The 13787-nt window shown below is 44.8% G+C and carries 9 protein-coding genes; all 9 read left to right on the top strand.

Annotation, left to right across the window (positions count from 1 at the left end):
- The first annotated feature begins 7 nt into the window (after nucleotides 1-7).
- The 9 genes from pyrH to HMPREF9624_RS02060 all read left to right on the top strand — a co-directional run bounded on the left by pyrH (nucleotide 8) and on the right by HMPREF9624_RS02060 (nucleotide 13710).
- Nucleotides 8-712, top strand: a complete 705-nt coding sequence (pyrH, locus tag HMPREF9624_RS02100; protein ID WP_009534327.1) for a UMP kinase — start codon at nucleotides 8-10, stop codon at nucleotides 710-712.
- A gap of 143 nt (nucleotides 713-855) precedes the next feature.
- Nucleotides 856-1410, top strand: coding sequence for a ribosome recycling factor (frr, locus tag HMPREF9624_RS02095; protein WP_009429767.1), 555 nt, complete (start codon nucleotides 856-858; stop codon nucleotides 1408-1410).
- Nucleotides 1407-2141 carry an isoprenyl transferase gene (locus HMPREF9624_RS02090; protein WP_009536322.1) on the top strand — a complete coding sequence of 245 codons (735 nt, stop codon included), beginning with the start codon at nucleotides 1407-1409 and terminating at the stop codon, nucleotides 2139-2141. Before frr ends, HMPREF9624_RS02090 begins: the two co-directional genes overlap by 4 nt.
- 5 nt (nucleotides 2142-2146) lie before the next feature.
- A complete protein-coding gene (locus HMPREF9624_RS02085) occupies nucleotides 2147-3037 on the top strand; it encodes a phosphatidate cytidylyltransferase (RefSeq protein ID WP_009536321.1) in 891 nt (296 codons plus the stop codon).
- A gap of 182 nt (nucleotides 3038-3219) precedes the next feature.
- The gene (gene dxr, locus HMPREF9624_RS02080) at nucleotides 3220-4464 is read left to right on the top strand and encodes a 1-deoxy-D-xylulose-5-phosphate reductoisomerase (RefSeq protein WP_009536320.1); all 1245 of its coding nucleotides are present in this window, start codon (nucleotides 3220-3222) and stop codon (nucleotides 4462-4464) included.
- A gap of 101 nt (nucleotides 4465-4565) precedes the next feature.
- Nucleotides 4566-5738 (top strand): M50 family metallopeptidase, encoded by a 1173-nt coding sequence (locus tag HMPREF9624_RS02075; RefSeq protein WP_009536319.1) that lies wholly within the window; start codon nucleotides 4566-4568, stop codon nucleotides 5736-5738.
- A gap of 42 nt (nucleotides 5739-5780) precedes the next feature.
- Entirely contained in the window at nucleotides 5781-6872 is a 1092-nt protein-coding gene (gene ispG / locus HMPREF9624_RS02070) for a flavodoxin-dependent (E)-4-hydroxy-3-methylbut-2-enyl-diphosphate synthase (protein ID WP_009536318.1), read from the top strand.
- Entirely contained in the window at nucleotides 6869-11458 is a 4590-nt protein-coding gene (locus HMPREF9624_RS02065) for a PolC-type DNA polymerase III (protein ID WP_009536317.1), read from the top strand. The genes ispG and HMPREF9624_RS02065 overlap by 4 nt, the downstream gene beginning before the upstream one ends.
- 152 nt (nucleotides 11459-11610) lie before the next feature.
- A complete protein-coding gene (locus HMPREF9624_RS02060; protein ID WP_009536316.1) occupies nucleotides 11611-13710 on the top strand; it encodes an elongation factor G in 2100 nt (699 codons plus the stop codon).
- Nucleotides 13711-13787 lie beyond the last annotated feature (77 nt).

The raw sequence follows: 13787 nt of genomic DNA, 5'->3' as shown, positions 1-13787 counted from the left end.
GAATATTATGGAAAAAAGAAGAGTGATGTTGAAGCTTTCCGGAGAGGCCCTGGCCGGAGAGAAGCATTTCGGATTTTCCGATGATGTTATTTTTAGAGTGGCGGATCAGGTAAAAAGAGCGGTAGACAGAGGCATAGAAGTAGCCATTGTAATCGGCGGTGGAAACTTCTGGAGAGGAAGACAGTCGGAGCAGGTAGACCGGTATAAGGCAGATCAGGTCGGCATTCTTGCGACACTCATGAACTGCATCTATGTTTCGGAAATCTTCCGAATCAGCGGAATGAAGACCAGAATTATGTCTTCTTTTTCCATTTCCGATATGAGTGAGGTTTTTTCCAAGGACGAAGCGAATAAGGCTTTACAAAATGGAGAAGTAGTATTCTGTGCCTGCGGTACGGGGCATCCCTATTTTTCCACTGACACCGGCGTAGTGCTCCGCGCACTGGAGCTCACATGTAAGGAAATTCTCCTTGCCAAGGCAATTGACGGAGTTTATGACAAGGATCCGAAGAAGTTTCCCGATGCCAAGAAATACGATACACTCAGTATTGAGGAAGTGGTGGAAAAGCGTTTGCAGGTCATTGACCTTTCCGCATCCATCCTTTGCCTCGAGAACCGCCTCCCGATGTCCGTATTTTCCTTGGAGGAAGAGGATGGCATCTTCAAGGCACTTCTTGGAGAGCACAAGGGAACAAGAGTGACTGCGGATTAAACTTTTGTCTGATTCGATAGCATAGATTTATACTTAGACCGTACTTGATATTGGCTTTACAAAAGTGATTTCCTATTTTTATAAAATAACGAATATATTTTCTAAAACACAGTAGAAAAGCGAAGAAAGAAGAGGACTGAACAATGGATGATCAATTTACAATCTATATTGAGAAAATGCATAAGACCCACGACAACTTAATGAGTGAGCTCGCGACGATTCGTGCCGGTCGTGCGAATCCCCATGTTTTAGATCGAATCACTGTGGATTACTATGGTACGCAGACCCCGATTCAGCAGGTAGGTAATATCTCCGTTCCGGAAGCAAGAATCATTCAGATTCAGCCATGGGATAAGTCTGTGATGAAGGAAATCGAAAAAGCGATCAATATGTCCGACCTCGGAATTAATCCTACAAACGACGGACAGGTGATTCGTCTTGTGTTCCCTGAACTTACTGAAGAGAGAAGAAAGGAACTGACTAAGGATGTAAAGAAGAAGGGCGAAGCGGCAAAGGTTGCTATTCGAAACATCCGAAGAGATGCCATGGATTTGGCTAAGAAGCTGGAGAAAAATGCGGAGATTACCGAGGACGATTTAGCAAGACAGACGAAGGATATTCAGGAGCTCACCGACCACATGATTGAGAAGATTGATCAGTCCGTGGAAGCAAAGAACAAGGAACTCCTTACAGTATGATGGAAAACACGGAGCGCTTTCCAAAGCACATTGCCATTATTTTGGATGGAAACGGTCGTTGGGCGGCTTCTCGCGGGCTTCCGAGAGCCCTCGGCCATAAAAAAGGCTGTGAGACCTTGGAACAGATTGTAGAAGACTGCGCAAGGCTTGGCGTATCCTATTTAACCGTATACGGTTTCTCCACAGAAAATTGGAAGCGCTCTGAAGAAGAGGTTGGAGCGCTTATGCAGCTTTTTCGTTTCTATATGAAAAAGCTTATTTCCGTTGCCAATGCAAATAATGTGAAAGCGAAGATGATTGGCGAGCGAAGTCGTTTTTCCGGGGATATTCAGGAAGGGATCCGTGCTTTGGAAGAAAGCACGAAGGACAATACGGGGATGGAGTTTATCTTTGCCGTAAACTATGGCGGAAGAGATGAAATCATTCGTGCAATGCATCGCTTTTCTGAAGAATATAGGGGAGAGAATTTGAAAGATGCTTTAGCTAATCTTACGGAAGAGCAGCTTGCTTCCTACTTGGATACAAAAGATATTCCCGACCCTGACCTTGTTATCCGTACCTCCGGGGAATTTCGGACTTCGAACTTCCTTTTATGGCAATCTGCCTATTCCGAGTATTATATTACGGATGTGCTCTGGCCCGACTTCAATAAGGAAGAGCTTTTAAAAGCGATAGAAAGTTATGGAAAAAGGGAAAGAAGATTTGGCGGAAGAAAAAAAATAGAGGGTTAGGGTAGATGGAGAAACAAAACGAAACGGAAGAAATAAAAAATAGAGAAGACCGTGTGAAAACAGCTCCAAAAGGACAGAACGAGAAGAAACTGTCCTCCTTTTTTGTGCGATTAGCAAGCGGAATTGTCTTGCTGCTTCTTTTGTTTATCATCCTTCCCGCCGGAGGAAATCTACTGTTATTCTTTAATTTTATTTTATCTGTCTTTGCCTGCTTTGAACTTCTGCATTGCTTTTCCTTTCATAAGGAGAAAATGTCGATTTTGCCCTACCTTTTTATTTCTCTGCATTACCTTGCACTTTTCTATGGGAAGCATTTTGAAATGGTCCTTATGCTGGTTTATTTCATTCTGCTCTGTGTAGACTATGTGTTGTTTTATCCGGAAAAAACGATTCGAGAGATTTGCCTTTATTTTCTGATTCTTCCCTATGCGGGAATCATGTTTTCCTACCTCTATCAGACAAGAGGAGTCATGCATGGAAAGATTCTGGTTTGGCTGATTTTTCTATCGAGCTGGGCGGCGGATACCTGTGCCTATGCCGTAGGGATTCTTTTCGGAAAGCACAAAATGACACCGGTTTTAAGTCCGAAGAAGACCTGGGAAGGGGCTATAGGGGGAGTTCTCGGCTCTTTTCTTTTAACTTACCTTTACGGACTGTATAATAATCAAGTCTATGACGGATTTTTCCATTCCCCTGTTAAGCTTGCGATTTCTGTCGCCTTTGCCTCCCTTTTTTCCATTGTGGGAGATTTGACGGCTTCCGGAATCAAGCGGGATTTTGGAATCAAGGATTACAGTCATTTGATACCCGGACATGGAGGAGTACTGGACCGTTTTGATTCGGCACTCTTTACGGCTCCGATTATTTACTTTGCTTTGGTTCTTTTTGTGAAATAATGTTTTTAGATATTCGTCGTTTTACATTAAGAGTATTGCAGTCTGTTTTTTAAGACAGATTTTTATAAGATGAACTATTCTATATTTCTGTAAGAAAGCCGTTTTTATAGGACTCTAAGTTCATAAGAAGCTGCTTTCATAAAAAGCTACTTTTTCTAAGATTGTGTGAATCGAGGATAGATATGAATATTGTGATTTTGGGGTCTACAGGCTCTATCGGCACACAGACCCTGGAACTTTTAAAAGACCATACGGAATATAAAGTGCTTGCCCTTTCTGCCGGAGAAAATATTTCACTATTGGAAGAGCAGGCGCGGGAGTGGAAGCCGAAGTATCTTTGCGTTTTTCATGAAGATAAAGCAAAACTTCTGAAAGAGCGCTTTCAATCAAGTTATAATCGTGACAATACACTCGATTCGGAATCTGCCGAGAACAGTATACATTACGAAAAAAAAGAGAGCGAAAAAGATAGCTATTCACCGGTGATTTACTCCGGAATGGAAGGCCTTATTCAGCTTTCTGCCTTGACGGAAGCCGATATGATTGTAGTCAGTGTAGTGGGGATGGTCGGAATACAGCCAACTATTTCGGCTATTCAGGCCGGGAAAAAAGTGGCCCTTGCCAATAAAGAAACGTTGGTCTGTGCCGGGCATTTAATCAATGACTTATTAAAAGAGTCGAAGGCAAAGCTTTTCCCTATTGATTCCGAGCACTCTGCAATCTGGCAGTGCTTAAGAGGAGAAAAGGCGGAAGAAGTCGAGAAACTCATTTTAACCGCTTCGGGAGGTCCTTTCTTCGGCCTCACAAAAGACGAAATGAGGGGAAAGAAGAAAGAAGATGCCTTAAAGCACCCCAACTGGTCTATGGGAAGAAAGATTACCATAGACTCCGCTACCATGGTGAATAAAGCACTGGAAGTTTTGGAAGCCCATATTCTTTTCCATATTCCGATTGAAAAAATTCAGGTTGTCATTCAGCGGGAGAGCATTATCCATTCTGCCGTGCAGTTTCGAGACGGCGCAATCAAGGCAGAGCTGGGAGTCCCCACTATGCGCGTTCCCATTGCTTATGCCGTTTTTGAAGAAGAAAGAGAAGATTTTAAGGGAGAGAAACTGGATTTTACCAAGGCCCTGTCTCTGTATTTTTATCCCCCTTCCTATACCGATTTCCCGGCTCTAGCCTTAGGACGGTCTGCAGGACTGAAGGGCGGCTCCATGACGACCGTTTTTAATGCGGCAAATGAAGAAGCGGTTGCCCTCTTCCTTCAGGATAAAATATCCTTCCTTTCCATTCCGGCTTTGATCGAAAAGGCGATGCAGCTGCATGAGAAGGACTGGAAGGCTTACCCTTCCGTGGATGAGATACTTTCTATTGAACGATGGGCGAGAAACTGCGTAGAAGAAAATGCAAATCAGGTAGAAGTATAGATCTTAGGAGAAAGCCAATGAAGGCTTATATTGAAACTGATTTTAGATTTTAATACAAGATAGTATAGAGATTAATGATTTAAACAAGTAAAGGAGTAATTTTGAGTATTGTTTTGGCGTTACTTGCCTTATCGTTTTTGGTTTTTTTTCATGAATTAGGCCACTTTTTGGCGGCGAAATTTTTTAAAGTCGGTGTTTTGGAGTTTTCTATCGGAATGGGGCCTCGGATTCTTTCCGGCGTCTTCCATAACACAAGATACAGTTTGAAACTTCTCCCCTTAGGCGGAAGCTGCGCGATGCTCGGAGAGGATGCCGCCGGAAGCGGTGATTTTTCGACAGCGAAAGGGGAAGAAGAGGAAGATGTCCTGGACTTTGACGGCGTAGTTTTTTCCAAGGAAGACTTGGAAAAATACAGCTTCGAGAAGAAACCCGCCTGGCAAAGATTTATTATCTGCTTTGGCGGTGTATGGCATAACTTTCTTTTGGCCTTTCTCTTGGCCATTATTCTTACGGTAAATATCGGTACGGAATTTCCGATTATCGGAGCCTCCTCTACTGTAGAGACGCCGGCTATGGAAAGCGGTTTACAAGATGGAGATAGAATTGTAGCTATTGCCTTTGCTGACGGAAGTAAACGCTCCCTTGCCACCTTGCAGGAGCTGTCGATTTTTCTTGAGCTTCACCAGGAGGACTTTCAGAAAGGGGATATCAAACTTATCGTGCTTCGAGACGGAAAGAAAGAGAGCTTTACCTTTAGCCCTTATCGGGATCCGGAGAGTGGAAGATATCGTCTCGGCGTACAATTAAAGAACGGAAGAGTAAGTGCAAAAAATCTATTTCAAGTTTTAGAATACAGCTACTACGAATTCCGCTTTAATGCGCGAATTGTCTTTGACAGCCTCGCGATGATTCTAAGAGGAAAGGTTTCCAGACAGGATGTGATGGGGCCGGTAGGAACCGTGGCCGTGATTGGCGGTGCGGTACAGCAGTCCAGCTCCGGAGGTCTTCGCCTAACGATATTGGTTTTAATGAACCTTTCTCTTATGCTTAGTGTAAACCTCGGGATTATGAATTTACTGCCGATTCCGGCGCTGGATGGCGGAAGACTCCTCTTTATTCTTCTCGAAATGCTTCTTCGAAAGCGTTTAAACCCGAAGTGGGAAGAGAGAATCAACACTGTAGGAATGGCTATTTTACTACTTCTCATGGTGGCAATTGTCTTTAACGATGTATTCAACTTGTTTACAGGAGTGTATTCCAAGTTGTTAAACTAATCTGCATGATTTTAAAATAATCCGGCAAAAAAGGAAAAAACAATGATAAAACGAACGGAAACCAGAGTAGTTGAACTCGGTAAAAAAGAAAACGGAATTTATCCCTCCCTTCCCTTAAAAATCGGAGGAGGGAATCCTGTTGTATTGCAGTCGATGTGCAATACCAAGACAGAAGATATAGAGGGGAGTCTTTCTCAGATTCGCGCTTTAAAGATTGCCGGTGCGGATTTAGTGCGTTTAACGGTTCCCACAAAGGAAGCAGCACTGGCTTTCGGGAAGATTCGAGAAGAATCTCCCCTTCCTATGGTTGCGGATATTCACTTTGACTACCGCTTAGCCATACTCGCCATGGAAAATGGAGCCGATAAAATCCGTATCAATCCCGGAAATATCGGCTCCTCCGATAAAGTAAAGGCAGTTGTAGATTGCGCAAAGGAAAGGAATATTCCCATTCGTATCGGCGTAAATTCCGGTTCCTTGGAAAAGGAAATTTTAGAGAAGTACAATGGAAGAGTGACTGCGGAAGGCCTTGCCGAGTCCGCTCTTAAAAATGTCGAACTTGTGGAAAATATGGGCTATCATAATCTTGTCCTTTCCATTAAGTCCTCCGATGTTTTAATGGCGTATCATGCGCATAAGATTGTAGCGGAGAAATGTGAGCTTCCCTTGCATATCGGGATTACCGAGGCGGGCACCGTCTGGTCCGGCAATATCAAGTCCGCCATGGGTCTGGCTCTTATCTTAAATGAGGGAATCGGAGATACCGTTCGGGTCAGTCTTTCCGCGGATCCCGTAGAAGAAATCCGAAGCGGACAGCTGATTTTGGAAACGCTCGGACTGCGTAAAAAAGCTGTTTCCGTGGTATCCTGTCCCACCTGCGGAAGAACGGATATTGACCTTATTTCCCTTGCAAAAGAAGTGGAGAAGATTGCCTTTTCCTATCCCGATAAGTCCTTAAAGATTGCCGTAATGGGCTGCGTAGTAAACGGCCCCGGAGAGGCAAGAGAGGCGGACCTCGGCATTGCCGGAGGAAAGGGTGTCGGCATGCTCTTTAAAAAGGGAGAAATCATCCGAAAGGTTAAGGAAGAAGACTTACTAAGCGCATTACGAGAGGAAATTGAAAAGTATTCATGAAAACCTTTTTTCAAGTATTTCAAGAATTAAAGGGAAACAAAGACTTAGAAACACTCTTCATGACGACGGAAATCAGTCGCATTACGTTAAGCCGGGATCGCACGAAGATGAAAATCTACCTGCATAGCGACCATTTGCTTAAAAAAAATGAACTCCATGCCATGGAAGAGCTCATTCAAAAGCAGGTGTTTTCGGGGAAGAAAATTCAGATAGAAATTCACGAAAGCTTTCATCTTTCTTCCCAGTACAATGCGAAGATTCTTTTTGAGCGTTATGAAGACTCCCTTTTGGATGAGTTAAAAGAAAAAAACATTGTGCTCCATCAAATGTTTACAAAAGGAAAGCTAGAGTGGGAAGACGAGTCCACTCTAGCTCTTTTGCTACCGGAAATTGCCCTTTTTCAAAAGGAAGAGGAAGAATGTATCCGGGTTGTTGAGAAAATAGTACATGAGCGTTGTGGGATTATCCTGCATTTCTCCATTGGCTATAGTCCCGAGTTGAATAAAGCGGAAGAAAAAGAGTTTGAAGAGGATGAGAGACGTGAATATAGGGAAGAAAAGGAAAAGTTCGAGTCAATCGGGGGAGAAAAGCAAGCGGAAAACGCCGACCGGCATAGCGATGATAAGAGTGAAGCCGGCGGCAAGACAGCGGTAAATAAGGAAAGACCGGAAAAAAGCCTTGGAAAGACTAAAGAGGAAGGAAAAGAAGAGAGTAAGGGAGAGCGTAAAGAAGAGGGTAAATCGAAAGACGGAAAGCAAGAGATAAAAGAGCAAAAAGAATTTAAAGAAAAAAAAGATTTCAAAGAGAAAAATAATGATTCTACTTTTAAAAGGAGCTTCGGAAGTAGAGGTCCTTTTAAGAGAAGTGACAAAGAAGAGGTTTATTACGGCAGAGATTTCCAGGACGAAATTGTGCCGATTTCTTCGGTTGGAGAATTCTCCGGAACCGTCGCATTGCAGGGGATTATTCTTCATGTGGATGAACGGCCTACCAGAAAATCCGGTATGGTCATCTTCACCTTTTCCTTTACGGATGATACCGACTCCATCGCCTCTAAAATCTTCGTGGAAGAAGAAAATCTGGACAATGCGAGATCTTTTTTACAGGTCGGAAAAACTATAACCGTAAAAGGGAATATCGAATACGACCAGTACGACAAGGAACTGGAGCTTTCCCGTGTATTTGGCATTAAAATGTCTGATTTTGTTCGGGCAAAGCGTGTGGACAATGCGAAAGAAAAGCGCGTGGAGCTGCATCTTCATACTAAAATGTCCGATATGGACGGGGTTTCCGATATAGAAGAGTATATTAACAGAGCTCTGGAATTCGGTATGCCGGCTCTTGCCATTACCGACCATGGCGTAGCACAGTCCTTCCCGGATGCCATGGCACACTTAAAAAAGCTCGGAAAGGAAGACGAGCTGCAGATAATCTACGGCATGGAAGGGTATCTCGTAAATGACCTGGATAGCGTGATAAAAAATCTTTTCGAGGACCTTCCTTTATCCTGCAGTACCGTAGTTTTTGACCTGGAGACGACCGGCTTTGATCCGAAGAAAAACCATATCATCGAAATCGGTGCGGTAAAACTGGAAGACGGAAAAATCGTGGACCGCATGGATCTTTTTGTGAATCCTCGTGTTCCGATTCCGTATCGCATTACCCAGCTTACTTCGATAGATGACTCTATGGTTATGGATGCGGACGGCATTGAAGTCGTGCTTCCGAAGTTTCTGGAATTTGTCGGAGACAGTATTCTGGTCGCACACAATGCGGAATTTGACTATAACTTCGTGGAAAATAAGGCGAAGGCACTCGGCATTCCTTTTAAACGACCGGTACTCGATACGGTGGCTTTGTCAAGACTCCTTCTTCCGAAGCTCCATCGTTTTAAATTGGACACCGTTGCGAAGGAATTAAAGATCGAACTTTTGCATCACCACAGGGCGGTAGACGATGCGGAGGCAACCGCCCGCATTTACCTGAAAGAATTGGAGATGCTTGAAAAAAGAGGTGTGCAGTCCTTAGGGCAAATAGACAGCCTCGATATGGACACCGTGGGAAAGGTCAGAAAGCTTCCTACCTATCATATTATTTTGCTTGCCAAAAATGACCTTGGGCGAATCAATCTCTATCGACTGATTTCCGAGTCGCATTTAAAATACTTTGCAAAGCACCCCCGTATTCCGAAGTCTCTTCTGAAAAAGTACAGAGAAGGACTGATTATCGGCTCCGCCTGCTCAAACGGAGAGCTTTTTCAGGCTCTGATTCGCGGTATGGACGATCAGCAGCTTCTCGCGATTGCGTCCTTCTATGACTATCTGGAGGTACAGCCTCTGGGAAATAACCGCTATATGCTTTCTTCCGATAAGTACAGTGCGGAGACGGAAGAAGATTTGATCCAGTATAATAAGAAGATTATTTCCCTCGGAGAACAGCTCGGAAAGCCGGTTTGCGCAACTTCCGATGCCCATTATACGGACAAAGAGGAAGACATTTTCCGAAAAATCATCCTCGCCACGAAGGGAATGACGGAAGAGGAGGGGGATACCTTCCTTTATTTTAGAAGTACGGAAGAGATGCTTTCGGAGTTTTCCTATCTTGATGAAAATACCAAGAAAAAAGTTGTGATTGATAATCCTCTATACATTTTAAAACAATGCGAAAGGATTAAGCCGGTGCGTCCGGACAAGTGTCCGCCCGTGATTCCGAACTCCGATGAAAACTTGCGGGAAATCTGCTATGAAACAGCGCATAAAATCTACGGTCCCGCGCTTCCGGAAATCGTGGCAAATCGCTTGGAGAAAGAACTGAACTCCATTATTTCCAACGGGTACTCCGTAATGTATATCATCGCACAGAAGCTCGTGGATCAGTCCAATGCGGACGGCTATCTGGTAGGCTCCCGTGGTTCGGTAGGATCTTCCTTTGCGGCGACCATGTCCCGCATTACCGAGGTAAATCCCTTACCCCCGCACTACATCTGCCCTAACTGCTATTATACGGACTTTGACTCGGAAGAGGTAAAGTCTTATTCGGGTATGGCAGGTTACGATATGCCGCCTAAAAAATGTCCGCACTGCGGCGCGGAACTTGACCGTTTAGGCTTCGACATTCCCTTTGAAACCTTCCTCGGTTTTGACGGAGATAAGGAGCCGGATATCGACTTAAACTTCTCGGGAGAGTACCAGGCGAAAGCGCATGCCTACACCGGAACGATTTTCGGTGAGGAAAATACCTTTAAAGCAGGGACAATCGGTACCCTTGCCGAAAAGACCGCTTACGGGATGATCAAGAATTACTATGAAGAACGAGGAGAACAAAAGCGAAATGCGGAGATAGATCGCCTTGTGCAGGGGCTGACCGGAATCCGAAGAACCACAGGGCAGCATCCCGGAGGCATTGTGGTACTTCCCCACGGAGAGGACATTAATACCTTTACTCCGGTACAACACCCCGCAAATGATGTGGAAAGCCCGATTATTACCACTCACTTTGACTATCATAAGATTGACCATAACCTCTTAAAGCTCGATATTCTCGGGCATGATGATCCGACCATGATAAGAAAGCTGCAGGACTTAACCGGGCTTGACCCTGTAAAAGACATCCCCTTGGATTCTAAAGAAGTCATGTCCTTGTTCCAATCTACGGAAATTCTCGGGATTAAGCCGGAGGACATTCACGGGGTAAAACTCGGTTGTCTCGGAATACCGGAGTTCGGAACCGGCTTTGCGATGCAAATGGTAGTGGATACGAAGCCGCAGTATCTTTCCGACCTGATTCGTATTTCCGGACTTTCCCACGGTACCGATGTGTATCTAAACAATGCGCAGGACCTGATTTTAAACGGGATAACGACTCTTCGTGATGCCATCTGCTGTCGAGACGACATCATGGTTTATCTAATGCATATGGGCTTGGATCCCTCCGAAAGCTTTACGATCATGGAGGCCACCAGAAAGCATAAGCCCTTAAAAGAGGAGTGGTGTCAGGACATGCGCGACCACGGTGTACCGGAGTGGTATATCGATGCCTGTAAGAAAATCAAGTACATGTTCCCGAAGGCTCATGCCGCAGCCTATGTCATGATGGCTTACCGTGTAGCTTACTGTAAGGTTTTCTATCCGCGAGAATACTACACGGCATATTATTCCGTGCGTGCGGACGGCTTTGATTTTGATAAAATGTGCTTCGGGGTGGAAAAGCTCCGTTTCTATATGCAGGAGTATCTGGAGAAGGATAAGCTTTCCGCGACAGAAAATCTATGTCTTCGTGATATGCGAATCTGTGAGGAAATGTATGCCAGAGGCATTCGCTTTGCAAAACTCGATATCTATAAGGCAAAGGCCAAGGATTTTCAGATAACGGAAGAAGGAGAAATCATGCCGTCCTTCAGCTGCATAGCGGGACTCGGAGAGGCGGTAGCCCTCGGTCTGGAAGAAGGGGCAAAATACGGTCCCTACCTTTCCAAGGATGATTTTGTGCAAAGAACACATTGCCCGAAGGCATTTGCAGATAAATTCCATGAATTAGGCCTACTCGGAGAAATTCCTCTCTCCAATCAAATCTCACTTTTTGACTAAGAAGATTGAAATTTTGTCCCTTTTTCGATACAATATGACTATCCATTTTGTTATCAACGAGTTTTCTGTGGGAACGCTTCAGACTCTCGTTGCAAAAGAGGGCTGAATAGGATAGGTTCTCACAAGAAGCTAAGATTGGAGGAAAGGTTTCTATGAAGGTTTATGATACCGGAAGTATTCGTAATGTTGTTCTTTTAGGGCACGGCAGTGCCGGAAAAACGACTGTAGCAGAGTGTCTTTGCTATGTGACCAAGGTAACAAACAGACTGGGCAGCGTAGACGAAGGCAATACAGTTTCCGACTTTGATAAGGAAGAAAAGAAGAGAAAGTTTTCCATTTCCACAAGCTTACTTCCAATAGAATATAAGGGAGAAGATGGAGATTTAAAGATCAATATACTGGATACCCCGGGTTATTTTGATTTCGTAGGAGAGGTTGAAGAAGCTGTCAGCGCTGCCGATGCCGCTATTATCGTAGTAAACGGCAAAGCCGGTATTGAGCCCGGTACCGTAAAGGCATGGGAGCTTTGCGAGGAGAATCATCTTCCGAGACTGTTCTTCGTGACCAATATGGATGACGATAAGGCTTCCTTCCGTCAGCTCGTTTTGGATCTGGAGAAACGCTTCGGTAAGTCCGTGGCTCCTTTCCAGTTACCGATCCGTGAAAATGAGAAATTTGTCGGCTTTGTCAATGTCGTTAAGATGGCAGGTCGCCGTTTTACCAATTTAAATGAATATGAGGCTTGCCCGATTCCCGACTATGTGGAGAAGCATTTGAATATTGCCCGTTCTTCCTTACTGGAAGCCGTAGCGGAAAGCTCCGAAGAGCTTATGGAGAAGTACTTTGCGGGAGAAGAATTTACCACGGAAGAAATTCAGAGCGCTTTACGGGAAAATGTAAAGCAGTGTAATATTGCCCCGATTCTGATGGGTTCCGGTATCCATGTGCAGGGTTTCAATGTTCTTTTACAGATTATCGATAAGTACTTCCCGTCCCCGAAGGAACTGGAAGCGATTGGAGTGGACGCCTCGACAGGGGAGCATTTTACAGCGCACTATAATGACGAAGCAACCATCAGCGGAAGAGTATGGAAGACCATTGCAGATCCCTTCCTTGGAAAATACTCCTTATTTAAGATTTGTACCGGTGTTTTAAAGGCAAACTCCGAGGTTTACAATGTTAACAAAGAGGCCACTGAAAAAATCGGTAAGCTGTATATCTTAAGGGGAAATACCCCAATTGAAGTACCGGAATTAAAAAGCGGAGACTTGGGTGCCGTTGCAAAACTGAGTATTACAGAGACCGGAGACAGTATTGCGGTTCGTAATGCGCCAATTATTTATCATGCACCGAAGATTTCCACTCCCTATACCTATATGGCTTATTCCGCGGAGAATAAGGCGGATGAGGATAAGCTCTCCACAGCTCTTCAGAGGATGATGGAAGAGGATCGCACCCTCAAGGTAAAGGCAGATCCGGAAAACAGACAGAGCTTACTATACGGCATCGGAGAACAGCAGCTTGAGGTACTGGCAGCGCGTTTGAAGGATCGCTACAATGTTTCTCTTATCTTAACTAAGCCGAAGTTTGCTTATAGAGAGACGATTAAGAAGACCGCCAAGGTACAGGGTAAGTATAAGAAGCAGTCCGGTGGACACGGCCAGTACGGTGATGTAGTCATGGAATTCTCTCCGAGCTTCGACTATGACCAGGCTTATACCTTTAAGGAGCAGGTTTTCGGCGGAGCCGTTCCGAAGAACTATTTCCCGGCTGTAGAAAAGGGAATCCAGGAATCTTGCAAGAAGGGCCCCTTAGCCGGTTACCCGGTTGTGGGCGTGCAGGCAGTCCTCTTAGACGGTTCCTACCACCCGGTAGACTCCTCCGAGCAAGCCTTTAAGACTGCAGCTTCCATGGCATTTAAGGACGGTTTTATGCAGGCAAATCCTGTTCTTCTTGAGCCGATTGCCCGCCTTACGGTAAATGTGCCCGACAGCTACACGGGAGACATCATGGGAGACTTAACGAAGAGAAGAGGAAGAATTCTTGGTATGAACGCCGTACATGGCGGTAAGCAGCTCATTGAAGCGGAGCTTCCGATGAGTAATCTTTACCTTTACAACACGGACCTTCGCTCCATGACAGGCGGCTCCGGATCCTTCTCCTTTGAATTTGACCGTTATGAGCAGGCGCCCGGTGATATCCAAAACATCGTAATTCAAGAAGCGAAGGATAGAGCGGCGACAGAAGAGTAAAAGCAAAAATACTATTGCGACAAAATACCGCTCACTATCTGAGCAAAAAACAGTAAGAATCACGAAACGGCATGCCT

It is taken from the genome of Oribacterium asaccharolyticum ACB7, assembly GCF_000238075.1.
Lineage (GTDB): Bacteria > Bacillota > Clostridia > Lachnospirales > Lachnospiraceae > Oribacterium > Oribacterium asaccharolyticum.
The sequence above is the reverse complement of the archived record's forward strand: the minus strand, read 5'-3'. Positions and strand labels throughout refer to the sequence as shown.